General features: G+C 64.2%; 22 protein-coding genes and 1 pseudogene. 11 read left to right on the plus strand and 12 right to left on the minus strand.

What is annotated here, in order from left to right; all coding sequences use genetic code 11:
- Position 1: 1 nt before the first annotated feature.
- From MESS2_RS20540 to hmuQ, 3 genes are all read left to right on the plus strand, one after another.
- Positions 2 to 445, plus strand: coding sequence for a hypothetical protein (locus MESS2_RS20540; RefSeq protein ID WP_008876366.1), 444 nt, complete (start codon positions 2 to 4; stop codon positions 443 to 445).
- A gap of 126 nt (positions 446 to 571) precedes the next feature.
- Complete coding sequence (locus MESS2_RS20545) at positions 572 to 1,522, plus strand: energy transducer TonB family protein (RefSeq protein ID WP_008876367.1); 951 nt, start codon at positions 572 to 574, stop codon at positions 1,520 to 1,522.
- Positions 1,523 to 1,583: 61 nt separating this feature from the next.
- Positions 1,584 to 1,898, plus strand: a complete 315-nt coding sequence (gene hmuQ, locus MESS2_RS20550) for a heme-degrading protein HmuQ (protein ID WP_008876368.1) — start codon at positions 1,584 to 1,586, stop codon at positions 1,896 to 1,898.
- 13 nt (positions 1,899 to 1,911) lie between these two features.
- Here the strand turns inward: hmuQ and MESS2_RS20555 are convergent, their stop codons facing one another.
- Together MESS2_RS20555 and putA are read right to left on the minus strand one after the other, a co-directional pair.
- Positions 1,912 to 2,964, minus strand: a complete 1,053-nt coding sequence (locus MESS2_RS20555) for a glycosyltransferase (protein WP_008876369.1) — start codon at positions 2,962 to 2,964, stop codon at positions 1,912 to 1,914.
- A gap of 87 nt (positions 2,965 to 3,051) precedes the next feature.
- The gene (gene putA, locus MESS2_RS20560; RefSeq protein ID WP_008876370.1) at positions 3,052 to 6,660 is read right to left on the minus strand and encodes a bifunctional proline dehydrogenase/L-glutamate gamma-semialdehyde dehydrogenase PutA; all 3,609 of its coding nucleotides are present in this window, start codon (positions 6,658 to 6,660) and stop codon (positions 3,052 to 3,054) included.
- A 163-nt stretch (positions 6,661 to 6,823) separates the two neighbouring features.
- On the opposite strand from putA, the gene MESS2_RS20565 reads away from it, so the two are divergent.
- The gene (locus MESS2_RS20565; RefSeq protein WP_008876371.1) at positions 6,824 to 7,276 is read left to right on the plus strand and encodes an Lrp/AsnC family transcriptional regulator; all 453 of its coding nucleotides are present in this window, start codon (positions 6,824 to 6,826) and stop codon (positions 7,274 to 7,276) included.
- Between the two features lie 64 nt (positions 7,277 to 7,340).
- On the opposite strand, the pseudogene MESS2_RS20570 reads toward MESS2_RS20565, so the two are convergent.
- From MESS2_RS20570 to MESS2_RS20580, 3 genes and pseudogenes are all read right to left on the minus strand, one after another.
- Positions 7,341 to 7,484 (minus strand): annotated as a pseudogene (locus tag MESS2_RS20570) (HVO_A0114 family putative DNA-binding protein); the annotation flags it as partial.
- A gap of 65 nt (positions 7,485 to 7,549) precedes the next feature.
- Positions 7,550 to 8,719: a cytochrome-c peroxidase gene (locus tag MESS2_RS20575; protein WP_008876372.1), complete on the minus strand. Its 1,170-nt coding sequence runs from the start codon at positions 8,717 to 8,719 to the stop codon at positions 7,550 to 7,552.
- A 26-nt stretch (positions 8,720 to 8,745) separates the two neighbouring features.
- Entirely contained in the window at positions 8,746 to 9,195 is a 450-nt protein-coding gene (locus tag MESS2_RS20580; RefSeq protein ID WP_008876373.1) for a FixH family protein, read from the minus strand.
- Between the two features lie 233 nt (positions 9,196 to 9,428).
- Between MESS2_RS20580 and MESS2_RS20585 the strand changes: the two genes are divergently transcribed.
- Positions 9,429 to 10,349: a sugar kinase gene (locus tag MESS2_RS20585; protein ID WP_008876375.1), complete on the plus strand. Its 921-nt coding sequence runs from the start codon at positions 9,429 to 9,431 to the stop codon at positions 10,347 to 10,349.
- A 48-nt stretch (positions 10,350 to 10,397) separates the two neighbouring features.
- Here the strand turns inward: MESS2_RS20585 and MESS2_RS20590 are convergent, their stop codons facing one another.
- From MESS2_RS20590 to MESS2_RS20600, 3 genes are all read right to left on the minus strand, one after another.
- Positions 10,398 to 11,423: an aldose epimerase family protein gene (locus tag MESS2_RS20590; protein ID WP_008876376.1), complete on the minus strand. Its 1,026-nt coding sequence runs from the start codon at positions 11,421 to 11,423 to the stop codon at positions 10,398 to 10,400.
- A gap of 101 nt (positions 11,424 to 11,524) precedes the next feature.
- A complete protein-coding gene (locus MESS2_RS20595) occupies positions 11,525 to 12,982 on the minus strand; it encodes an NAD-dependent succinate-semialdehyde dehydrogenase (RefSeq protein ID WP_008876377.1) in 1,458 nt (485 codons plus the stop codon).
- 163 nt (positions 12,983 to 13,145) lie between these two features.
- Positions 13,146 to 14,096: an AEC family transporter gene (locus tag MESS2_RS20600; protein ID WP_008876378.1), complete on the minus strand. Its 951-nt coding sequence runs from the start codon at positions 14,094 to 14,096 to the stop codon at positions 13,146 to 13,148.
- 179 nt (positions 14,097 to 14,275) lie between these two features.
- On the opposite strand from MESS2_RS20600, the gene MESS2_RS20605 reads away from it, so the two are divergent.
- The 6 genes from MESS2_RS20605 (at position 14,276) to MESS2_RS20630 (ending at position 20,014) form a co-directional block, all read left to right on the plus strand.
- Complete coding sequence (locus MESS2_RS20605) at positions 14,276 to 14,824, plus strand: histidine phosphatase family protein (RefSeq protein ID WP_040593592.1); 549 nt, start codon at positions 14,276 to 14,278, stop codon at positions 14,822 to 14,824.
- A gap of 237 nt (positions 14,825 to 15,061) precedes the next feature.
- The gene (locus MESS2_RS20610; protein WP_006335407.1) at positions 15,062 to 15,343 is read left to right on the plus strand and encodes an acyl carrier protein; all 282 of its coding nucleotides are present in this window, start codon (positions 15,062 to 15,064) and stop codon (positions 15,341 to 15,343) included.
- 118 nt (positions 15,344 to 15,461) lie between these two features.
- On the plus strand, positions 15,462 to 16,655 hold the full coding sequence (locus MESS2_RS20615) for a beta-ketoacyl-ACP synthase (RefSeq protein WP_008876381.1): 1,194 nt from the start codon (positions 15,462 to 15,464) through the stop codon (positions 16,653 to 16,655).
- Between the two features lie 19 nt (positions 16,656 to 16,674).
- Positions 16,675 to 17,946: a beta-ketoacyl-ACP synthase gene (locus MESS2_RS20620; protein WP_008876382.1), complete on the plus strand. Its 1,272-nt coding sequence runs from the start codon at positions 16,675 to 16,677 to the stop codon at positions 17,944 to 17,946.
- A 38-nt stretch (positions 17,947 to 17,984) separates the two neighbouring features.
- The gene (locus MESS2_RS20625) at positions 17,985 to 19,013 is read left to right on the plus strand and encodes a zinc-binding dehydrogenase (protein ID WP_008876383.1); all 1,029 of its coding nucleotides are present in this window, start codon (positions 17,985 to 17,987) and stop codon (positions 19,011 to 19,013) included.
- Between the two features lie 2 nt (positions 19,014 to 19,015).
- Positions 19,016 to 20,014, plus strand: coding sequence for a lipid A biosynthesis lauroyl acyltransferase (locus MESS2_RS20630; protein WP_008876384.1), 999 nt, complete (start codon positions 19,016 to 19,018; stop codon positions 20,012 to 20,014).
- Between the two features lie 231 nt (positions 20,015 to 20,245).
- On the opposite strand, the gene MESS2_RS20635 is transcribed toward MESS2_RS20630, so the two are convergent.
- From MESS2_RS20635 to MESS2_RS31305, 4 genes are all read right to left on the minus strand, one after another.
- Positions 20,246 to 21,025 (minus strand): ATP-binding cassette domain-containing protein, encoded by a 780-nt coding sequence (locus tag MESS2_RS20635; RefSeq protein ID WP_008876385.1) that lies wholly within the window; start codon positions 21,023 to 21,025, stop codon positions 20,246 to 20,248.
- Positions 21,018 to 23,273: an ABC transporter permease gene (locus MESS2_RS20640; RefSeq protein ID WP_008876386.1), complete on the minus strand. Its 2,256-nt coding sequence runs from the start codon at positions 23,271 to 23,273 to the stop codon at positions 21,018 to 21,020. Before MESS2_RS20640 ends, MESS2_RS20635 begins: the two co-directional genes overlap by 8 nt.
- Before the next feature lie 78 nt (positions 23,274 to 23,351).
- Positions 23,352 to 24,434: a substrate-binding domain-containing protein gene (locus tag MESS2_RS20645; protein ID WP_008876387.1), complete on the minus strand. Its 1,083-nt coding sequence runs from the start codon at positions 24,432 to 24,434 to the stop codon at positions 23,352 to 23,354.
- A gap of 246 nt (positions 24,435 to 24,680) precedes the next feature.
- Positions 24,681 to 24,794, minus strand: a 114-nt coding sequence (locus tag MESS2_RS31305; RefSeq protein WP_040593586.1) for a L,D-transpeptidase, incomplete at its 5' end; no start/stop codon positions are given.

A 24,794-nucleotide genomic window follows, 5' to 3' on the forward strand; every position in this document is an offset into this window, starting at 1 on the left:
AATGACAGGCTTGACGGCATCGCTTCGTCTGCTGACCTCGGCGTTGGCGGTGTCGCTTGCGATAGGCCCGGCGTTGGCGCAACAGGCCGCGCCGGCCCCATCGCTGACCCTTGAGCTCAACGCCGCGCAGCCCTCGGACAAGGGCTGCCGCTTGACCTTCGTGGTCAACAACGGCCTTGGCACGGACCTCGCCAAGGCGGCGTTCGAAATCGCGCTGTTCAACGAGGCCGGCGTCGTCGACCGGCTGACCGTGCTCGACTTCAAGGAATTGCCGGCGGGCAAGACCAAGGTGACGCGTTTCGACCTTGCGGGCACCGACTGTACCAAGCTCAGCCGCGTGCTGATCAACAGCGCGACGGAATGCACGGGCGCAAGCGTCGAGCCGAATGCCTGCATGCGCGGCCTGAAGACCGAGACCAAGACCGGCATCGCCTTCGGGGTCTGAGTGGGATTGCATCCCGCATTCACGCGAAATACCGCGGCATGGCCCGTGTCCGGTCCGTTGCCGTGGGAGGCAACCGATCTTGATTTGACAATCCCATGTCGCTCGCGGCAGTTCTCGTCGCGAGACATGCAGAAAATCAGCTCCCTCCCCGACGCCGGCAGCGAACTGGCGATCACGCCAGCCGAGCCGCTAGCGCAGAAGCAGCCAGCCGAGAGCCGCAAATGGACAGTGGCGATCGTCGCCTCCTGCCTGCTCCATGCCGCTGTGGCGGCGGCGTTTCTGATCGCACCCGCCGGGACATTCGATTCCAGGGATGCGATCCAGATGGAAGGCACCGATCAAACCGGCGCCAACGTGGTCGGCAGCACCTTGGATGGTCAGATGCCGGGCGCAATGAACATTACCTTGGTGCCCGATCCGCAGCCGGCCAGGGTCAAGCCCGAGCCGCCTGCCGACCGACCCGCCAGGGAATTGGCCGCCCAGCCGCCCGCGCCCTCGCCGCAGATTGTCAAACAACCCACGCCAGACATACTGATGGCCGACACCCCACGCCTGGACGAACAGAGCGTGGCTCCGAAGATTGAAACACCGGCAGAGCCGGTTGCTCCGGCCGAAAGCACTGAGGCGCTTCCTGCCGATATCGGACAGCCGCCGATCCCGACCGCAAGGCCAAGCACGGCGGCAGGGCTTGGCGGCGCGGGCGAAACGAACGATGCCCGCGGCGCGGCGGATGGCGAGGAACGCGACGCGGTGACCTCCAGCACGGGCAAAGAGCAGACCGCGGCTGGCAATGCGGTCGAATCCCGCTACAGCGGTGAAATTCAGAAGAAGCTTTCCCGCGCCAACCGTCGCGTTTCGAAATCGATACAAGCGAAGGCTCGCAACAATGCCAGGGTTGTTTTCGTTGTCATGGCCGACGGCGGCATCGGCGATATACAACTGGCCGAAAGCTCAGGTTCTGCCGAGCTTGACCAATTCGCTTTGACACTGGTGCGCCAGCAAGCTCCGTTCCCTCCCATCCCACTCGAGACTGGCAGGTCAAGTTGGGTGTTCAAAGCGCGGATCGGCCCGTTTTGACAACCTCCACCTCGGACAATCCATCAATCCTCGCAGTTCACCAATCCCGAAAGGAACCACCATGTACATCGCCATGAACCGCTTCAAGGTCCAGAACGGCTCGGAGGACGCCTTCGAGGACGTCTGGAAAAACCGTGATTCAAGCCTCTCGGAGATGCAGGGTTTCAAGGAATTCCACCTGCTGCGCGGTCCGGTCAACGAGACCGAGGGCTACACGCTGTTCGCCTCGCACACGGTGTGGGCGAGCCATGATGATTTTGTCGCCTGGACCAAATCCGAGAATTTTCGCGCCGCGCACCGCAATACCGGCTCCAGCAAGGTGCATTATCTCGGCCATCCGCAATTCGAGGGCTTTTCGGTCGTCGAGGGCGCCTGACCCCTCGCACCGGTCAGGCCCTGCCGAACGACCCACGCACGGCCCGCGTGAGGCGCTTGCGCCACCGCCGCCAGCGGCTGCGGCGATCGAGGAACGGCAGCAGGCGCGGATCGTTTCCCAGGTCGCCAAATTTTTTTACATGGTTCGACAGGAATCCGGGCACGAAATGCCTGCCGTTGATGGCGCCTAGCCGTTCCGCATCGGCCAGGACATAGTCGAGGACGTCCTTGCCCATGGTGATCTCGTGCGCCCGATAATTGGGGGATTGCTGCACATGACCGCCGGCATAGGTTGCGCCTGCGGAAACGCTGGCTCCATGCAGGCGATAGAGGCCGAGACATTCCGACAGGATCAGGCTGCCCGCCGCCAGATGCGCACATGTTGCCGCGAGATAGTCGGTTCCGATCCTTGACTTGAACGGGAACGCCAGAACCGGTTCCAGCGCGCCACGCCGGAAAACCATCGACGATGTCGGCGCCCACATCCAGCCATAGGCCTCGGGGCCAAAATAGGTGATCGGATATTCCGATGCATAGGCGATCTCGGACGCCATCTCGCCAAGCTGCTTGCCGGGCGTCGTGGCCGTGCCGGGCGCATCCGTCCGGGAGCGCGGCTTGCGCAACATCGGGTAGGTACCGCCGAGCACGGTGCGGTCGCGGTCGACCAGATAGACGTCGGAGCTGGACAGTGCCGCCGGGCGCGTTGCATTGAGATGCGCGGAAAGATGCGCGACGAGAAAATTCGGCAGCCAGATGTCGTCGGCGTCGAGGAACGCCAGGAAAGGCGCATCGCTCGCGGCAAAACCATCACGGAACGCAGCGAGTTGGCCGCCATTTTGCGAACGCACCAACAGGCTGAGGCGCGGATCGCCGATCGCCCGGAGAAGTTGGCGAATATGTTCGGTCGAGCCGTCGGTCGAAGCGTCATCGACGATGACGCAGGTCCATCTCTGGTAAGTCTGCGCCAGGACCGAGCGGATCGCGTCCTCGACATAGGCGCGATAATTGTGACAGGTGATGACGACGCCGACACGCGGAAGCTCAAGGCGTGGTGGCGCATGTTGCATGTGTTCGGGCCCGGTCGAGTTGTCCCTTCTGTTCGGCCCGGCGCGGCTTCTTGTCAACACAAGGCGATCCCCGACGAGCGAAAAGCCTCACGCCGCGGCCAGCAGGCTGGCATTGCCGCCCGCGGCCGTGGTGTCGACGCAGACAGCCCTTTCATGAGCATAAGCCGCCGGGTTGAGCACCTCGCTGACCAGCGGCACGATCGGCCCGGCGCGGTCGGCGATGACCTTCCGCACGATGCGCGCGGCCTCCGGCGTGCCTGAAAAGGCGACCAATTCGACACGCAGCGAGCGTGCCTCGACCGGGTCGGGGCGGCCGTCGATGGCCGCCAGCGGCAGGCCCTTGCCGGTCAGCGCCGACAGTGCCGCCGGAGCACCTGGTGCCACGGCCAGCACGGCATTGCCTGCGGCGAGCGCCTGAATGGTCTGCGCCAGCAGCGTGTCTTGATCCGGACCGAGACAGAGCACCCGGCCGCGCGGCGACAGCGACAGCGTGTTGGCCTCGCCGGTCGGTCCGGGCAGGTCGACCTGGCCGAAATCGATGCTGGCGGCGGCACCGATCGCCGCCGCGCCCTTGCCGCGCAGATGCTTGCGCAGGATGGCGACGCGGTCGGGTCGTGTCGACCAGCCGCCAAGCGCGGGATCGGGCAGATTGTCGGCGAGCTCCGTCGCCGTCACTTTGTGGCCATCGGCGATGGCGGTGCCGGCCTCGGGTCCCTTGCGGAAGCGCCGGAGATAATGCGGACCGCCGGCCTTCGGCCCGGTGCCTGAAAGCCCCTCGCCGCCGAAGGGCTGCGAGCCGACCACCGCGCCGATCTGGTTGCGGTTGACATAGATGTTGCCGGCATGGATGCCGTCGACGAAATGTTGGACCCGGCCCTCGATGCGGGTGTGCAGGCCGAAGGTGAGCCCGTAGCCTTTGCGGTTGATCCCGGCGATGACAGCGTCAATCTTGTCGGCGTCGAAGCTGGCGACATGCAGCACCGGTCCGAACACCTCGCGCTCCATCTCCTCGATGCCTTTGACCCTGAACACATGCGGCGCGACGAAGCGGCCCCTCTTCGGCGTTTCGAGCTTGGCGATCAGCCGGCCCTGCAAGCCCATTTTGGTGCAATACTCTTGGATCGAGGTTTGCGCCTCGTCGTCGATGACCGGGCCGACATCGGTCGAAATCTGCCAGGGATCGCCGATGCTGAGCGCTTCCATCGCGCCTTTCAGCATCTCCAGCATCTTCTTCTCGACGTCCGTTTGCACATAGAGCACGCGCAGCGCCGAGCAGCGTTGGCCCGCACTCTGGAAGGCTGACGCCAGGATGTCGCGCACCGCCTGCTCGGGCAGCGCGGTGGAATCGACGATCATCGCGTTCAGGCCACCAGTCTCGGCAATCAGCATGGCATCGGGCGCGGCGGTCTCGGCCAATTGCTTCTCGATCAGCTTGGCGACCTCGGTCGAGCCGGTGAAGCAGACGCCGGCAACGCGCGGGTCGGCGGTCAGCGGCCCGCCGACCGACGGGCCGTCGCCGGGCAGAAGCTGGATGACGTCTTCCGGCACGCCGGCCTCGCGCAGCATTTCGACGGCGCGGAAGGCGATCAGCGGCGTCTGCTCGGCCGGCTTGGCGATCACCGAATTGCCGGTCACCAGCGCGGCGGCGATCTGGCCGGTGAAGATGGCGAGCGGAAAATTCCACGGCGAGATGCAGACAATGGCGCCGCGCGCTTGTGTCCCCGCTTCGGCATTGGCCGCTTCGGCTGCGTAGTAGCGCAGGAAGTCGACCGCTTCGCGCACTTCGGCAACGCCGTCGGCCAATGACTTGCCGGCCTCGCGGGTGGCCAGCGCAAAGAATTCGACGGCATTGGCCTCGTAGAGGTCGGCGGCGCGGTTGAGGATGGCGGCGCGCTCGGCGACCGGACGTTTCGCCCAGGTCGGCTGCGCCTCCACCGCGATGCGCACGGCCGTCGCCACCTGCTTGGCGGCAGCCTCGCTGACCGTGCCGACCACCTCGTCAGGCTTGGCTGGATTGACGATGGGGCGTTTCTTGCCGTAGCCGGCGGCGCGAGTGATCGGCTTGGCGTGCCAGCGATCCGGCCCGGCAAACCCCGCTTTGGCCTTGTCGATGGCAGCCAGCGTCACCGTATCGGTGATGTCGAACCCTTTCGAATTGCGGCGGCCAGAGCCGAAGATCGATGCGGGGCGCGCGATCGCCGGATTGGCGGCGGGGCCCTGTTTCTCGACCGTTTCGAGCGGGTCGCGGGCGATATCCTCCGGCTTGACCTCCTCGTCGGTGAGCTGATGGACGAAGGAGGAGTTGGCGCCGTTTTCGAGCAACCGGCGGACCAGGTAGGCAAGCAGGTCGGAATGCGCGCCGACCGGCGCATAGATGCGGCAGCGCGTGCCCTCGGCCTGCCGCACCGTCTCGTGCAGCGCCTCGCCCATGCCGTGCAGCCGCTGGAACTCGAAGGAGTCGCGGTCCGTCGCCATTGACAGGATGGCGGCGACCGTGTGGGCGTTGTGGGTGGCGAATTGCGGATAGATGCGGTCGGTCATCGACAGCAGTTTTTTCGCGCAGGCCATGTAGGAGACATCGGTGTTGGCCTTGCGGGTGAAGACGGGATAGCCGTCGAGCCCAAGCGTCTGCGCCCGCTTGATCTCCGTGTCCCAATAGGCGCCCTTGACCAGCCGCACCATGATGGTGCGGTCGTATTTCTTCGCCAGTGCGTAGAGCCAGTCGATGACGAAAGCCGCGCGCGGACCATAAGCCTGGACGACGACGCCAAAGCCGTTCCAGCCGGCCAGCTCCGGCTCGGCCAGCACCCGTTCGATAACGTCAAGCGAGAGATCAAGGCGGTCCGCCTCCTCAGCGTCGATATTGAGGCCCATGCGCGAATGGCGCGCCGCCAGCGCCAGCGACAAAAGCCGCTCCGCCATCACCGGCAGCATCTTTTCCTTCTGCGCCACTTCATAACGCGGATGCAGCGCCGAAAGCTTGACCGAGATGCCGTGGTTCTGGCGGATGTCGGGGCCGTTGGCGCCAGCATCGAGCGAGGAAATGGCGTCGGCATAGGCCTTGAGATAGCGCAGCGCGTCGGCCTCGGTGCGAGCCGCCTCGCCCAGCATGTCGAAGGAATAGAGATAGCCTTTCTGGGTCATCGGCCGGCCGCGCTTGACCGCTTCTGCGATGGTGCGGCCGAGCACGAATTGCTCACCCATCTCGCGCATGGCGGCCGCCACCGCCTTGCGGATGACCGGCTCGCCGAGCCTGCGCACCATGGCCCGCAGCGTGCCCTCGATGCCGCCCTCGCCCTCGTCGAGCACCCGGCCGGTCAGCATCAGCGCCCAGGTCGAGGCGTTGACGAAGATCGAGCTCGAACCGCCCGAATGCGCCGACCAGTCGTGCGGCGCGATCTTGTCGGCGATGAGGTCGTCCATCGTCTCGGCGTCCGGCACGCGCAGCAGCGCCTCGGCGAGGCACATCAGCGCCACGCCTTCCTTGGTCGAGAGGCCGTAGGCGGAGAGAAAAATTTCCATCAGCCTGGGATCGGACGAACCGCGCACCGCCCGCACCAGATCGGCGGCGCGGACCGAGATCGCCTGACGGTCTTTGGCGGAGAGCCCCGTCGCTTCGGCCAGCCGCTTCACCGCCTGGTCTTCGTCGGGCAGATAGTTGGCGCGGATCTGCTGGCGGATGGGATCGAGCGGCATGGCGGTCCTGCGGAGCAAGCATCAGGGAGCGGGCCGGCGGTGACCGGACCGAATGGCGCAAGCTAGCACAAAGCCAAATTTCAGTCGGCCCAAAGAAATCGACAAGGCAGACCGAATGATCTAGCTTTGAGCCGTATTTCCCTCGAAATGGCCTGCACAATCGATGACAGAAGACCAATTGGACCGCATTGACAGGAACATCCTCTCGGCATTGGCGCGCGACGGCCGGCTTTCCATGTCGGAACTCGCCGCCAAGGTCGGCCTGTCGAAGACGCCGGTGCAGGCGCGGGTCAAGCGGCTGGAAAAGGATGGTTTTATCCGTGGCTACCAGGCGATCATCGACCGCGAGCGCATGGGCGAAGGTCATGTCGCTTTCGTCCAGGTCAAACTGTCCGATACGCGCTCGGCCGCGCTCGACGCCTTCAACCGCGCCGTCCAGGCGGTGCCGGAGATCGAGCAATGCCACATGATGGCCTCGAGCTTCGATTACCTGCTGAAAGTCCGCACCACCGATATCGCCGCCTATCGCCGCGTCCTCGGCGAGCGCATTTCCGCCCTGCCCCACGTCGCCCAGACCTCGACCTTCGTGGCAATGGAGACGGTGAAGGATAGGTAGCGCCTCTGTCGCAAAGCGACATGATGCAAACTGGACCGCTCGCGGCAGGCGAAGAGGTTTATCGTTACGCGGCGGCGCTCACATCGTATTCGAAATGGATACGATCGTAGGGAAACTCGATCCCGCTTGCCGTCCGGTCGATCACGCCCGCGTTAACGAGGGTTGTCACGTCACGATGAACGGCTTGCACGTCGCGATTGATGCGCCGGATGCCTGAGGGACAGAGGCGGCACGAAGGATCGCGATTGATCGGCTTTTGTTCGGCTCTCAAGCTCACTCCGCCAGCGTCTTCAAGAACGCCACCAGCGACGCGCGTTCGCGGTCCGAAAGTTGCAGCGGATGGATCTCGGACACACCTTCGACACTTGCCGGCGCCTTCGAATAATGCGCCACCACCTCGTCGAGCGACGAGAACTGCCCGGCATGCATGTAGGGCGCCCGCGTGGCGGCACCGCGCAGCGACGGCGTCTTGTAGGCGCGGATGAGCTCCGGCCCGCTCTTCACCATGAAGCGCAATTCGCCGCAGGCGCCGGCGCCGCCGTCGCGGAAGTCGCCGAGACAGTTGAACGGATCGGCCTCGACTTGGCGTACCGCGTCCACGCGGCCGCGATCCGGCGGCAAACCCTTGACCGGCGGCACGCCGGTATTGTGGAAACTGTTGTCGGTGAAGCGCGGACCGGTGTGGCATGTCACGCAATTGGCCTTGCCGATGAACAGCTTCAACCCAAGGATTTCCTCGGGCGAAAAGGCGTCTTCGTCTTTTGGCTTGGCGCCGGTGGCCAGATCGATGGCAAAGCGGTCGAAGCGCGTCTGCGGCGGCGCGATCGACCGTTCGAAGGCGGCGATCGCCTTGCCGATATTGGCGAAGACGCGATTGACGTCCTCGGTCTGTTGATCGGACATGGCGCTCCATGCCGCCTTTTCGGCGTCAGTGCCGAGCGGGCTGGCATTGGCCGGCACCTTGGAAAGGTCGGGCAGCGGCCCGAAGATGCGCTCATAGCGCTCGCCAAAGCGCGCCTTGATGTAGTGCGCGAAGGCGGCGCGGTTGCCGGCCTGCTCCAGCGGATTTTCCAGCGGCGTCAGCGCCTGCGCCCACAGGCTGTCGCGGCGTCCATCCCAGAAGAACCAGGGATCATGTGCAACGCCGGCCAGCGGCATGGTGCGCCGGTTGGTCCGGCCGACGCCGACCGCTTGCGGCAGGTCGTCCTGGAACTGCCGGTCTATCTTGTGGCAGGTCGAGCAGGAAACCATGCCATCGCCGCTCATCCCGGTGTCGAAGAACAGCGTCGAACCAAGCGCGGCCGCGGCCGGCACATCGGCGAAGCGGTTGGTGGTGTCGGGCTTCAGTGGCGGCAAGGTGTTGAGTGCCAGCGAGGCGATGGTTTTCTTCTCGGCGTCGGAGAATTCCGGCTGGCCGCAGCCGGCAAGCACGGCCATCGCCATCAGCAGGAAAAGGCGAGAAAGCCAGCTCACAGCAGCACGTTGAAGACGACCGTGTCGGAGCCGGCCGCCGCGGAAATGGCAAAATGCAACTGCCACAATCCGCTCATCGTGAATTTCAGCCCGTCGATCCGATAGCGCCCGTCGCCCAGATAATCGGTCGCCTGCGGGCTGGTCGGCAAGCCATGATTGTGCTGCGGCATGCCGCCGGAAACCGCGATCGCCGCTCCTTGCACCGGCGCTCCCGCAACTGTCTTCAGCGTCAGCAGCCAGGATTGCAGCTCGCCTTGGCGGATGACACCCTTTTCGGGTTCGAAACTTGCCACGAACAACCCGTGCGCCGTGGTTTTCGAACGGGAAATGTCGGCGGCAGCGAGTTGTGGAGCTTGCGGCGCGGTCAGATAGACGACACAGAGAATCCCGGCCAGCAAGGCGGCCAGACCAAGACCAGCCAGAACATAACGCCATAACGATGCCAAACCGGTTCCTCTTCCAGAGATAACGTCTCGGCGAGCGGGTCGCTTCCCGCAGCCCCGGTCAGAAAAAGCTTCTGGCGAAAAAAACCGCTGACGCCAAGCATGGCGCTGCCGGCCGCAAAAAGCTACAGCACCCGTCTTTGGGTTTGTGCATGTCGGTTACCCCAAACGGCTGCGCACCCTCGGGTCAGGCCCAAGGGCAAGCTTTTGAGCGACATGCGCCAGGAGAGAGATTGATGGCAGGAAATGGTGTCGCCTCGATCGGCGAATGCATGATCGAACTTTCGGGCCAGGAGGGGCCGAGCTGGCGCATGGGCTTTGCCGGCGATACGTTCAACACGTTGTGGGCGCTGCATGCGCTGAGCGGCGATCGCCCGGCGACCTATGTCTCGGCCTTCGGCGATGATCCGTTCTCGCAAGGCCAGATCGGGTTTTTCGCCGAAAACGGCATCGGCATCGGCAAAAGTCCGGTCATATCGGGCGCACGGCCCGGCCTCTATGCGATCACGCTGACCGGCTCGGAACGCTCCTTCACCTACTGGCGCGGCGATGCGGCCGCGCGGCAGCTTGCCTCCGATCCGGCCGCACTGGCAAAAAACCTTGAAAACCAGGCGCTTGTCTACTTTTCCGGAATCACTTTGGCAATTCTAGACGATGCCGCTCGCAAGACGCTGCTGGCGGCCGTAGCCGGCGCGCGCGCGGCCGGCTCGCTTGTCGCCTTCGATCCCAACTACCGGCCGCGGCTGTGGCACAGTCCTGAGGCGGCGCGAGCCGCGATCCTCGATGCCCTTGCCGTCACCGATATCGCCCTGCCGACTTTTCCCGACGAGCAGATGCTGTTTGGCGATACGGCACCGCAAGCGACCGCGCAACGACTGGCAAGGCTGGTCGGCGAAGTCGTGGTCAAGAACGGCGAGGAGCCGGCGCTGATCGCCGAAAAAGGAGCCATGCAACCCGTTCCCGCCGTGCATGTCGCCGCCCCTGTCGACACGACCGGCGCCGGAGATTCCTTCAATGGCGGCTATCTCGCCGCCCGGCTTGCCGGCCACGCTCCGGCCGAGGCGGCGCTGCGCGCACATCGCGTCGCCGCTGCTGTCGTCCAGGTGCGCGGCGCGCTGGCGCCGTTCGAGACACTACGAGCGGCGTTCGAAGATTAGGTCTGTCGAGATTCAGGTCAGGCCGGCCTCACCTGAATATCGATAGACCTAAGGCAGCCTAAATCTGTATTCCGTGACCTGATGGTATATCTGGCCCGGCCACAACGTCGCCTGCGGGAAATACGGCCGGTTCGGCGCGTCCGGCCAGACCTGCGCTTCCAGGCAGAAGCCCGAGAAAGCCTTGTAGTGTCGCCCGTCCAGCCCTGACAAAGACGGCTGCAGATACTGACCCGTATAGAGCTGGAGGCCTGGCTCCGTGGTCCAGACCTCCATCTCGACGCCGGAACTCGCACCTTGCGCCCAGGAAGCCTGCCTGAGCGGCCCGCGTGTCGGGGCGAGGCAGAAATTGAGGTCGTAGGGAAGCTGTTCGCCCTCGGTCTCCATGCGCAGCGGCCGCGCCTGGCGGAAGTCGAAGGGCGTGCCGTCGACGGGCTTCACAGCGCCGGTCGGTATCATCTCGCCGTCAACCGGCGTGTAGGCGCCGGCATTCAGCATCAGCCGGTGGTCGAGGATATCGCCGGCGCCGCCATCGTCGAGGTTGAAGTAGGAATGCTGGGCGAGATTGCAGAGCGTCGGCTCCTCTGAGGTCGCGGTCATCTCGATGCTCAGCGTGCCGGGGATCTTCAGCCGGTAGGTGCAGGTCACGTCGAGCGCGCCGGGAAAGCCCATCGTGCCATCGGGATCATGCAGCGTCAGCGTGACGAAATCCCTGCCATGCAGCGAGACCGTCCATGGCCGATGGGAATAACCTTCGGAGCCGCCATGCAGCGTATGCTTGTCGAGGAAATTGCGCTCGCTCTGGTAGCGCTTTCCCGCGATGGTGAAGCGGCCGTCGCGGATGCGGTTGGCAAAGCGCCCGACGACGGCGCCGAAGAAGGCCCTGTCGGTCTCATAAGGCTCGAAACGGTCGTATCCCAGCACTAGCGGCGCGTCGTGGCCGGCCAGGCGCAGGTCCTGGATGATGGCGCCGAGCCCGATGATGTTGGCGGTAAGGCCGCCGCCCCGAATGGTGAAGCGGCGGACCTGGTCGCCCGCCTGTGTCGTGCCGAAGACCTCGCCGTCCTTCATCGCCATGCCCGAAATGCCGGTTGGTTGATCGATGCCCGCCTGACCTTTCGGGCTTACCGGGGTCCGTTATGATCAACAGACCCCGAGGAAATCAGAGGGTGGGAAAATCAGAGGCCGAGGCCACCGATGCAGACATATTTGGTATCGAGATAGTCCTCGATGCCCTGATGTCCGCCTTCCTTGCCGAGGCCCGATTCCTTGACGCCGCCGAACGGCGCTTCCGGCGTGGTGATGAGGCCTTCATTGACGCCGACCATGCCGTATTTCAGCCCTTCCATCACGCGGAAAGCGCGACCGAGATCACCGGTATAGAAATAACAGGCCAGGCCGAATTCGGTGTCGTTGGCGAGCGCTATCGCCTCCTCCTCGGTTTCGAACTTGAACACGGGGGCTACCGGGCCGAATATCTCTTCCTTCATGAAGCGCATCTTCGGCGTTGCATTGGCGATCACCGTCGGCTGGAAGAACGAGCCGCCAAGCGCATGGCGCTTGCCGCCGGCGACGACCTTGCCGCCCTTGGCGGTGGCATCGGCGATCAGCTCCTCGACCTTTTCGACCGCCTTCTCGTCGATCAATGGCCCCTGCTGCACGCCTTCTTCGAGACCGGAACCGACCTTCAGCCCGTTGCTGGCAGCGGCGAGCTTTTCGACGAATTTGTCGTAGACATCAGCCTGCACCAGGAAACGGTTGGTGCAGACGCAGGTCTGGCCGGAATTGCGGTACTTCGCGGTGACGGCGCCGGTGACGGCCCGGTCGATGTCGGCGTCGTCGAAGACGATGAACGGCGCATTGCCGCCGAGTTCCATCGACACTTTCTTGACTGTGACGGATGATTTCTGGATCAGGATCTTGCCGACTTCTGTCGAGCCGGTGAAGGTGATCTTCTTGACCAGCGGGTTGGCGCAGATCTCGTCGCCGATCTCACCGGCAGCACCGGTCAGGATGTTGATGACGCCCTTGGGGAAGCCGACCTCCTCGGCCAGCGCGCCCCAGGCGAGGCCGGAATAAGGCGTCTGCGACGCGGGCTTGACCACCGCGGTGCAACCGGCGGCAAGCGCCGGGCCGAGTTTGCGGGCCAGCATCGAGGACGGGAAATTCCACGGCGTGATGGCGGCGATGACGCCGACCGGTTCCTTGGTCACCAGGATGCGACGGTCCGCCCAGGGCGACGGCACCACATCGCCATAGGTACGGCGGCCTTCTTCGGCGAACCACAGTATGTAGGATGCAGCCGAGCCGATCTCGCCCTTGGACTCGAACAGCGACTTGCCCTGCTCGATGGTCAGAAGTTCCGCGAGCACGTCCTGATTGTCCATCATCGCATCGTGCAGCTTGCGCAGCAGCTTCGAGCGTTCGAGTGCCGTGGTCTTGCGCCAGGTCTTGAAGGCGGCTTCGGCGGCTTCGATGGCGCGGCGGGTCTCCACCTTGCCCGATTTCGGCACGGTACCAATCTTGAGGCCGGTGGCCGGATTGTTGACGTCGACCGTCTGGCCACTGTCGGCCTGCACCCATTCGCCATTGATGAGATTGGCCTGGCGCATGAAATGGCTGGTTTTCTGAAGCATGGTCTGGCCTCCGTTCGGCGCACTGACGGGCCGGTCGCTGGATTTTCTTCGATGAGCGTGCGCAATGGCATCGATGCCCGGCACGCTGGAGCCACTGCTCTTTACCTAGGGCAAGCCCCGCAAGCAATCGCAAGATGGCATATAGGGTTTGAGCCAGCAAAGACTAGCCGAAAATCTGCACAACCACAGCCAGCCAGAAGGCCATGGTGACGACGGCGCTCGCCGTGGCGATGGTCATCTGGTTCGAGGCCAGCGCCTGGCCGGTGTTGAACTGCACGGCGATGAGATAGGAATTGATGCCGGAGGGCAGCGCCGCCACCACCACCGCCACCTTGGCCGTCAGCGGCGGCAAGCCAAGCAGCCAGACCAGGCCGAGCACCAGCGCCGGCATCAGGAACAGCTTCAGCACCGACAGCGCCAGCGCTGGCGCGACATTGCCGGAAATGCCGAAGCGGCGCAGGCTGAGCCCCATTGCGAACAGCGCCACCGGCCCGGCGGTGGCGGCCAGCGTATCGACCAGCCGCATGCCAAGCTCGGGCAGCGGTGCACCGGTGATGCGCCATGCCAGCCCGGCCAGAATACCGATGATCAGCGGGTTGAGGAACAATCTCCTCAGAAAGCCGCGGACGACGCGAAGCGGATGGACGGGCTCGCTGCCGCCGCGGCCGAACATCTCGAACAGGATGATCGAGGCCATCATCATGATCGGCAAATGCACGGCGACGAGCAGCGACAGCACCTCGAATCCGTCCGGTCCGAATACGCCAAGGATGAAAGGAGCGCCAAGAAGAACGATATTGGAATAGGCCGACGAGACGCCGCCGACGACACCCGCGCGCGCGTCCCGCCCGAAGATCCGCGTGGTCACCAGATGGCCGGCGGCCCATGTCAGCGCGGCTGCCGTGAAATAGGCACCCCACAGCGACCAGGGCGCAGCACCATGGAAATCGGATTTGACCATCGTCTGAAACAACAAAAGGGGAATTGCCACGTTGATGGCGAATTCGGATATGCCCTCGCCGCTCGCGGGCCGGAGATAGCCGGTGAGCCCGGCGAGATAGCCGAGCGCGACAAGACTGAAGACAAAGAGAACGGTTTCGGTGAGCGGGGACATTTTTCCCGTGATAGGCGAGCCCGCCTTGCCGTGCAATCGCCTGCCCTCGGAAACAGTCCTTGATCTGGATAGCCAGGAAATGGGCCACCATGCCCCTGCGCTTGTCTTTCGACCGGCTTTGCCATCCCTATATGCCGGTCACCGGGGCCTACCTCCGGCGACCGGGAAAAGGACGTCCGATGTTTCGATTTGCCCTGGCGCTGTTGCTGCTCGTCGTTCCCGTCGCAGCGCATGCGACGGAGGCCGGCTGGGCGCTGTTGCGCGACGGCGGCCATGTGGTGCTGCTTCGCCATGCCATGATCACCGGCACGACCGATCCGGCGAATTTCGACATCGCCAAATGCGCAACCCAGCTCAATCTCTCGGCGCGCGGCAAGCAGCAGGCCAGCAGGATCGGCGCGCTGCTTGGCGCCCGTGCGGCCCCCATCGAGCGCGTGCTGTCCAGTCGCTACTGCCGCTGCCTCGACACCGCCCGCATCGCTTTCGAAGCAGAGCCCGAGCCCTTCGCGCCACTTGATCTGCTGAAGACCGACGGAAACGAGAAAGCCGCCCAGATCGCCGCAATCATGAACGAGATCCGCGGCTATTCCGGCTCCGACAATCTGGTCATGGTCACCCATCTGGAAAACATCGTGGCCCTCACCGGCGTCTCTCCGCGCGAAGGCGAAGCCGTGGTGGTCGAGCCGCAGGGCGACGGCCTACGCGTGCTTGGCCGCGTTACGTTCTGACAGGACGGCCATCTTTGGCAAATGTTGCAAAAATGCCACTGAAGGGGTTCGATGCTCTGGAGGCTGACCTCGCGTCAAATGGAAAGGCCGCCGGGCCAACCAACGGCCCTTCTTGTCTTTTCCAGACCCGCATCCCATCTGCGCCCGGCGTTTCAGGCCTTTTCCTGCCCGGAAAAACCGATTAGACAGCGCGCTGAACATGCGGACAGATTCCGCCCGCAACCGAAGGAAAAGCCCTTGTCCACCACGTTCGACAAAGTCGCCAAGATCATCGCCGACACCAGTGAGATCGATATCGACACGATCACCCCTGAAAGCCACACCATCGACGATCTCGGCATCGACAGCCTCGACTTCCTCGACATCGTCTTTGCCATCGACAAGGAATTCGGCATCAAGGTGCCGCTGGAAAAGTGGACGCAGGAAGTCAATGACGGCAAGGCCTCGACCGACGACTACTTCGTCATGAAGAACCTGTGCGCCAAGATCGACGCGCTGGTCGCGGCCAAGAACGCCTGATGGAGGCAGGGAGCGTGACCTTGACGCGCTTGGCGCATGACCCCGAAAATCGGCATCGATTTTCGGATAGGGATCATGCGCAGAATCAAAAAAACTCGCCTGACCCACAAAGCCGCTCATGAGCAGTCCCCACGACGTCGTCATATCAGGCATCGGCCTTGTCTCTTCGCTGGGAGAGGGTCCAGATGCACACTGGCAAAAGCTCACTCAGCCGGGTGTGCGGCCGGTGCTGGAAGCCTCGCGCTTCGCGCCCTATACCGTTCATCCGCTGCCGGCGATCGACTGGAACTTGCAGATCGCCAAGCGCGGCGACCAGCGGCAGATGGAAACCTGGCAGCGGCTTGGCACCTATTCCGCCGGCCTGGCGCTCGACGATGCCGGCATCAAGGGCGATGACGGGCTTTGCGCGACCATGGACATGGTGGTGGCCGCCGGCGGCGGCGAGCGCGACGAGGCGGTCGATGCCGCGATCCTCGCCGCTTCGGAAAGCCGCAACGACCGCGACGTGCTGCTCAACGAGAAACTGACCACCGAATTGCGGCCGACGCTGTTTCTGGCGCAGCTTTCCAATCTGCTCGCCGGCAACATCTCCATCGTCCACAAGGTGACCGGATCGTCGCGCACCTTCATGGGCGAGGAAGGTGCCGGCGTCGCCGCCGTCGAGACGGCGGCAGCCCGCATCCGCTCCGGCCAGTCGACGCATATTCTGGTCGGCGGCGCCTTCCAGACCGAACATTCCGACATGCTGCTCGGCTATGAGCTGGCCGGTTACCTGCATCGCGGCGCCTGGAAGCCGGTCTGGCAAAGGCAAGGCGGCGAAGGCGGCGGCGTGGTGACCGGGTCCGGCGGCGCATTCCTCGTTCTGGAGCAACGCGAGCACGCGGTGAAGCGTGGGCGCAAGATCTACGCCGAACTCGGCGCGGTCGTTTCCGGACGCGCCAGGCGCCCGCGGGGCGGACTCGATAACGAGATCGCCGCGTTGCTCAAGCAGGCTGCATTGCCGAACGGCGAGCTGCTTGCCATCTCCGGTGCTTCGGGCGCCCATGCCGCGACCGCAGCCGAGAAGTCGGTGCTCGACGCCAATCCGGCGATTGCCGCGCGCGCCTTTTCATCGCTGACCGGCCATATGAAGGAAGCGCAGTTTCCCTTTGCCGTGGCGCTGGCGGCGCTGGCCGCCGACCGCAAGGCCGCCTACCCCGTCTTTGACGCCGCCAACGAGAAGCCGTTCAGCGGCATCCCCAGGGCCGTCCTTGCAACGGCGATCGGCTATCACCAATTCGAGGGCGTGGCGCTGGTCAAGGCTGCCGATTAAACTGTTTCAGGGAATAAAGATGGCCAATCTCAGAGATCACATGGGCAGGTCGATCGTTGCTGTTACCGGCATCGGCGTGGTGACATCGCTCGGCGTCGGCAAGACCGACAATTGGGCAGCACTCACCTCAGGCCGGTCCGGCATCCATCCGATCACCCGCTTTCCGGTCGATCATCTGAACACCCGCATTTCCGGCATGGTCGACTTCCTGCCGTCCAGTTCGAAGGGCGCCAGCCTTCTCACCTATGAGCTGGCCGAAACCGCTGCACAGGAAGCGGTAGCCGAATCCGGCCTCGATGCCGACGATTTCGGCGGACCGCTTTTCCTCGCTTCGCCGCCGGTTGAACTCGACTGGAGCGAGCGCTTTTCGCTCTACAATTCCGACAGCCAAGACATCGGCTCCGAACGGCTGCTGCGCGTGGCGCGGGGCCTCAAGGTAACAGACATTTTCGAAACCACCCAGTTCGGTTCGATCGCCGACCGGCTGGCCGACCGTTTCGGCACGCGCGGCCTGCCGATCACGCTGTCGACGGCCTGCGCCTCCGGCGCCACCGCCATCCAGCTCGGCGTCGAGGCGATCCGTCGCGGCGAATGCGACAGGGCATTGTCGATCGGCGCCGACGGCTCGGCGACCGCCGAGGCGCTTATCCGCTTTTCGCTGCTTTCAGCACTTTCCACCCACAACGACCTCCCCGAAAAGGCCTCGAAACCCTTTTCCAAGGATCGCGACGGGTTTGTTCTCGCCGAAGGTTCCGGCGCGCTGGTGCTGGAGTCGCTGGAGGCCGCACTTGCCCGCGGCGCGACCATCCTCGGCATCATGCGCGGTTGCGGTGAAAAGGCCGACGATTTCCACCGCACTCGCTCGAAGCCCGACGGTTCGCCGGCGATTGCCGCCGTTCGCGCCGCTCTTGCCGATGCGGGCCTGAGCGAAGACGAGATCGACTATGTCAACGCGCATGGCACCTCGACGCCGGAAAACGACAAGATGGAGCATCTGTCGCTGTCGACGGTGTTCGGCGAGCGGATCGGCTCGATGCCGATCTCGTCGAACAAGTCGATGATCGGCCACACGCTGTCGGCCGCCGGCGCCGTCGAGGCCGCGTTCTCGCTGATGACCATGCGCGAGAGCGTCATTCCACCGACCATAAACTACGACAATCCCGATCCGGCGATCGTGCTCGACGTGGTGCCGAACCAGAAGCGCAACGCCGAGGTTGGCAGCGTTTTGTCGAATTCCTTTGGCTTCGGCGGCCAGAACACCTGCCTTGTCATGGCGCGGGAACCGGTTTAAGCGAGCGCTCTTTCCGCTCAACAGAACCGACAGGCTCCATGCGCGCACTGCAACTTATCGAGGATCGCCGTCTTGAGACGGTGGACCTGCCGCCCCCACCGCCGCCTTCGCTCGGCGAAGTGACGCTGCGCATCAAGGCGGTGGCGCTGAACCATATCGACGTCTGGGGCTGGCGCGGCATGGCCTTCGCCAGGCGCAAGCTGCCGCTGGTCGTCGGCGCCGAAGCCTCCGGCGAGGTCGAGGCCGTCGGCCCTGGCGTCTCCAGCCTGGCGCCGGGGCAATTGGTGTCGATCTATGGCGCGCGCACTTGCGGGCTTTGCCGCGCCTGCCGCGAAGGCCGCGACAATCTCTGCGAGCATGTTTCCGGCGTTCACGGCTTCCATCTCGATGGCTTTGCGCAGGAGAAAATAAACCTGCCGGCGCGCCTGCTGGTCCCTGCCCCGCCCGGCGTGACCGACATCGGCGCTGCCGTTGCACCGGTAACCTTCGGCACGGTCGAGCATATGCTGTTCGACAACGCCAGGCTGCAGCCCGGCGAGACCATCCTCGTCCATGCCGGCGGCTCGGGCATCGGCTCCGCCGCGATCCAGCTCGCCAGGAAAATGGGCTGCACCGTGATCACCACGGTCGGTTCCAACGAGAAGATCGACAAGGCCAAGGCACTTGGCGCCGATCATGTCATCAACTACCGCGACGACCGTTTCGAAGGCATCGTGCGCAAGCTGACCAAGAAGAAGGGCGTCGACGTCGTCTTCGAGCATGTCGGCGCCGACACCTTTGCCGCCTCGATGCTGTGCCTGAAACGCGGCGGTCGCCTGGTGACCTGCGGCTCGACCTCGGGCGTGTCGACGCAGATCAATCTGATGCAATTGTTCCAGCAGCAGCTGAAACTGCTCGGCTCCTTCGGCTGCCGCATGGGAAACATGGCCGACGCCATGCAGAAAATGGCGGCGGGGCTGGTCTCTCCGGTCATCGACACCGAGGTCGGCTTCGATGGCATTGACGCGGCCTTGAAGCGCATGGAAGGCCGCGACGTGTTCGGCAAGATCATCTTGCGTGTCGGCTGAGAATGCTCGGCAAGGCTTTCAGGAAGGTCCGCCGCGACCTGGCGTTTCGCCACGGCAGGCGGCTTCGCCAGTTCAATTACTGGCTGGTAGCGCGCGCCGCGATGGCGATGATTTCGCTGCTGCGTCTGCTGCCGGTCGACAGCGCGCTCAATTTCGCCGACCGCGTCGCCCGCCGCATTGGTCCCTGGGTCGGTCGCCACAACGTCGCCATCGACAATTTGCGCAAGGCCTATCCGGAAAAGAGCGAAAGCGAGATCCAGGCTATCGCCTCCGACATGTGGGGCAACATGGCGCGCCTCGCGGCGGAATACATCTTTCTCGACGCCTTGTTCGACTTTGATCCGGCCGCGTCGAAGCCGGGCCGCGTCGAGGTCAAGGGGATAGACCATTTCGTAGAGATCGCCGGCGAGGAAAAGCCGCATATCATCTTCACCGGGCACCTCGGCAATTTCGAATTGCTTCCGGTCGCTGCCGCCACCTTCGGCATGAACATCACGGCGCTGTTTCGCCCGCCCAACAATCCTTATCTTGCCGACTACATCCTCTCGACGCGCCGCTCGACCATGGGCTCCCTGCTGCCCTCCTCGACCGGCGCGTCATTCGCTCTGGCAGGCATCCTGGAGAAGGGCGGCAATATCGGCGTCCTCGTCGACCAGAAATTCTCGGGCGGGCTCGAAACGACCTTTTTCGGCCGCCCTTGCGAGAGCAACCGGATCCTGGGCACCCTGGCACGGCACTATGACTGCGATGTCTATCCAGCGCGTTGCGTGCGCCTGCCGGGCAACCGCTTCCGGCTCGAGATCGAGGACAGGCTGACCTTGCCGCGCACCGCCGGCGGCAGCGTCGACGTCCATGCCACCACCCAGCTTCTCAACGACGTCGTCGAGCGCTGGGTGCGCGCGGATCCCGGCCAGTGGATGTGGTTCCACAAAAGGTGGGAAATCAGCACTCGCCGCAAAAGGCGGCGTCAGCAGGCGACAGAGCAAGGCGAAGCCGCCTGAGCAGAAAACCGCGATGCGGGCATTTCGCGGTGACGGCATTTATGCTATTGATGTGTGCACGGTGCTGATTTGCGCCAACGACCCGCCTGCCGTGGCGGGTTTTTTGTTTCCGACCGCTCGATGGCCGCCAGGCAGCTTGGTTTCAAGTTTCGGTCCTTTCGGCATGGTTTCACCGCCAGGTCCTTGGCGCCGCCGCAGATGGCGTCGCTCCGTTGGTGGGAATCTGATCGGTCAAAGCCTTGCCCCATCGGCCGTAAGTGCGTGCTCTCGCGTGCCGGAGACGATGATCTCCAGGACCTCATGCTCGTCGGTGTTCCTGATGTAGCGATCACCGACGTTCTCGCCGCGCTTCAGCACCATCACGCGGTCGCCCACAGCGAAGATGTCAACGAGGCGGTGGGAAATGATGATCTGGGCAACGCCCTGCTTTTTCAGTTCCAGCATGGTCTCGAGCAGCCGCTCGGTCGCCATCACCGAGAGATTGGCGGTCGGCTCGTCAAGGATCACCACGCGCGGCTGGAAGGAGATGGCGCGGGCAATCGCCACAGATTGCTGGCGGCCGCCCGACAGGCTCTCGACCTTTTGATAGACGGAGTTCACGTCGACCTTGAGTCGCTTCAGCACGCTGTCGGCTTCCGCGTACATTTTCCGCCGATTGACGAAAAGGCCCTTGCGCGGCCAACGGCCAAGAAAGATGTTCTGACCGACATCCATATTCCCGCAAAGAGCGAAATCCTGGTAGATCATCTCGATGCCGGCGTCGCGGCTTTCGTGCGGGCTCTTGAAGTGCACCGGCTGCCCGGCGACGAACACCTCGCCGGCGTCGCGCTGATAGGCGCCGGTCAGGATCTTCATCAGCGTCGACTTGCCGGCCGAGTTGTCACCGACGAGGCCCAGGATCTCGCCGGGATAGAGCACGAGGTCGACGTTGCGGAGCGCCTGCACCGCACCGAAGGCTTTTTCGATGCCCCGCATTTCTACGATCGGTGCAGGCGTGGTCGCGTCACGCATGGGTGGTTTCCGCCGTTCTTGTGCGCCGCGCAAGGCGCGCCCGCAGGTGGCCGAAGATGTTGGCCTGGCGCACCCAGATATCGATCAGCACCGCCACGATCAGGATGCCGCCGATGAAGACGTTGATCCAGTGCTGCGGCATTGTGAAGCCCTGGACATTGAGCTGCAGCAGCCCCCGGATCAGGGTGATCACCGCCGCCCCGGCGAGCGCCCCGATCACAGTGCCGTAACCGCCGAAGATCGAACCGCCGCCGATGATCACCGAGGCGATGGCGTCGAGTTCGCGGAACTGGCCGGCCACCGGGTTGAAGCTGCGGAAGTAGGCGACGTTGATGATCCCGGCCATTGTCGCGCAGAACGCCGCCAGCATGAGCGCGAGGAACCGCACCCGGTTGGTATTGATCCCGGCATAAGCGGCGGCGCGAATATTGCCGCCGGTCGCATAGACCTTCTGCCCGAACGGCATGTAGGCGAGCACGACGCCGGCAAGCAGGGCGACGAACAGCATCCAGATGGTCTGGACGCTCACCACCTCGGCGACCGAGCGCAGGAGCCCGTCCGGCAGCGAGATGCGGTAGTGCAGCAGGATGTCGTACACCTTGCGGCCAAGCAGGTTGTAGCCTTCGGGCCAGCCGGTAAGCTGCTGCCCGGCGACGAACCAGGCGGCGAGGCCGCGGGCGATGTAGAACATGCCGAGCGTGGCGATGAAGGCCGGCAGCTTGAAGCCGACGGTAACAATCGCGTTGACGAGGCCGGCGCACATGCCCGCGAGCAGGCCCATCGCCACGGCGGTCACGGGGTCGGCGCCGAGGACCTTGAGGAAATAGGCTGCGGTGCTGCCGGCGAGAGCGAGCACCGCCCCGACGGAGAGGTCGATATCGCCGGCGGCGATGACGTAGGTGAGCCCGATGGTGATCAGCGCAAGCTCGGTGTAATTGAGCAGGATCGCGAAGCTGTTGGACAGGTTCCACCAGTAGTCCGGTCGGAGCGCGAGGCCGGTCAGCCACAGGAGAACGGTCAGGACGATGGCGAGCGCGTCGCGCCGGGCGAGGAACTTGCCGAACCTGGTGGCCGACAGCGCCATGTCGGTGGCCATCGCGCCCTTGGTCTGCACCCCCTCGATCGCGATGCCGCCGATCTCGTAGGCTGGCGGCGGCGGTCGGCCGCGGAGCCAGGCCCAGAGGCGCCCTGCCACCTGACGACGGATGAGATAGGGCTCGATGAGCACCGCGACGATGAGCAGCAGCCCGAGGAACACCGGCACCGCGCCGACAGGTAGCGAGAAGACGGCGTTGACCGTGATCTCCTCGTCGCCGATCTTGATGATGCGCGTGATCGGCCAACCCTCGCGCAACACCTTGTCGAGCAGCACCACCAGCAGGGCGCCAAGGCAGGATCCGACGACCCGGCCGCGGCCGCCGAGGATCGAGGCGCCGCCGATGATCACGGCGGCGATGACGGTCAGCTCACCGCTGACGCCGTAGAGGGGCGTCACGCCCTTGTCCTGGGCCGCTGACATCAGGCCGGCAAGCGCCGCGCAGAGCGAGGAGATCAGGTAGGCTCGGATGCGCACCCAGTTGGTCGGGATGCCGGCATAGGACGCCGCCTGCTCGTTGCCGCCGGTGGCGAAGGTCTCGTAGCCCCAGCGGGTCTTGGCGAGCACATGGGCGCCGATCACGGCGACAATGGCGAAGATCGCGATCTGGTTGTTGAAGCCGAGGAGGTTCGTCTCGCCAAGGTGGAAGAACAGCGGATGCTCGCTCGCTTTGGCGGGATAGTAGATCGACTGGCCGTGGGTCAGCGCCAGCACGAAGCCGCGGCCGATGAAGAGGATGGTCAGCGTGGCGATGAACGCCGGCACCTTCAGGATGGTGACGAGCACGCCGTTGATCAGCCCGATCAGCGTGCCGAGCAGCAGGCAGAGGACCACCGAGGGGACGATGCCGAGATCGAGGAAGCTCGGGGCGAACAGCCTGGCGAAGACGACGGCGACCAGGCCGTAAGTGGAACCGACCGAAAGATCGAGGTCCTTGTTGACGATGACGAAGGTCACTCCGACCGCGATGATGGCAACCCGCGAGGTGTCGCGGAGTAGCGAGTGAAAGGCCCCTGTTGACCCGAAGAACGCGGGATTGACGAGAGCGCCGCCGAAATAGAGCAGCAAAAGCAAGGCAAGGAGGCCCACCTCCCAGCCGCCGACAATCTGGGACGGCGCACGGCCGAGCGATATGGTCGCGGTGGGCGCCATGGGTCCCCCTCTGGTTGTTGCCGTCGCTGCGGGGGAGTTCGCACCCTCCCGCACCGATTTTAAACGTTCCGAGCGGACTCAGTTCTCGAAGCGCTTGCCGACTTTCCCGACGGTCTCCTGCGTCACGAGTTGGGCGCGTGTGTCGAGGTTGGCTGCCGCGATGCCGCGATCGATCTGCAGATAGAGCTGCATGACCGGCCAGAAGCCCTGCAAGAAGGGCTGTTGCCCGAGCGCGCCGGTCAGATCGCCGCTCTTGATCGCATCCTGCTGGGCCGGGCCGAGGTCGAAACCGTAGGCGCAGATCTTGCCGGTCATTCCGGTCTGAGCGACGGCCTTGGCAAGCGCCGGCGTGAACACGTTGTTGCCGGCGAATGCGCCAACGACGTCGCCGCGCGATTCGAACAGCGTCACGATGCCGTTCACCGGATCATTCGGATTGGTGTCGATACCGGTGTTCTCCGGACCCGCGTCGACCTTGAAGGCATCAAGCTTGCCGGCATCCCTCAAGCCCTTGACGATGGCGTTGAAAGCCGAAGTGACACGATTGTTCACCTCGATGTTGCCCATTGCGGTCGACGACGGCAGGACGATCGAACCCTTCTCGATACCCTTGTCCGCGAGGCACTTGACGAGCGCCTCGCCGGCGATTGCGGCAGCGGAGGCGTCCTGGCCGGTGTGGCCGATGCCGCTGCGGTTGAGGATCGTGCCGTCAAAGGAATTGGTCGTGGCGACCGGTATGCCCTTCGCCTCGGCGGCCTTGACGATGTCGTTATAGGCGCCGACCTGGGGCGTTGTCATGATCAGCCCGTCGATCGTCGGATCCTGCACGATCTGGTTCAGGATTTCGATCTCGCGGGCAGGGTCGTCGGTCGGCGATTCCGAGCCGAGCAGCAGGATCTTGGCGCCGATCAGGTTGCCGGCGACGGTCGCGCCGACGTAGACCGGATCGAAGAAGCCATTGCCGGCGGTGTGTGTCACGATAGCGAAAGTGAGGCGACCATCGGCCGAATGGAAGTCCTTGGTACCGGGGGCTTCCTTTGCGGCTTCTTCGAAGCTGTAGCCGCCGACCGCCTTATCGACGCCGCCCGATTGTGCGTAGGCGTTCGATACGTCGAGCGATAACGCCGCGGCAAACGCCGCGAGCACGAAAATGCGTTTCATGATTATCCTCCCTTGCAATCAACGGTCGGAAGCCGTTCGGGCGCATTTATTCAGGGATTCCGAATGCTTCCTCCCACCCCGTATATTCTGCCCAATACCTGCCCACGTAAATAGTGCTCCTACGTTCACCGACGAATTGGTTCAGAGCGGAAGTCGGCATCGCTTCACACGAGTCCCCCATTCCGACTTCTTGCTGGAGCTGCGAACTCTCGACTTTCCCGCTTCCTTCGCTTGCAGCCGGCACAGTTAGTCGGTGACGACGATCCGCGTATTGCCGAAGCCGGCTTGCCGCACCATGGAATAGAAGGTGGCCGCGTTGGCGGTGCGCAGCCGAACACAGCCATGCGACGCCGGGCGCCC

It is taken from the genome of Mesorhizobium metallidurans STM 2683 (assembly GCF_000350085.1).
Taxonomy (GTDB): Bacteria; Pseudomonadota; Alphaproteobacteria; order Rhizobiales; family Rhizobiaceae; genus Mesorhizobium; species Mesorhizobium metallidurans.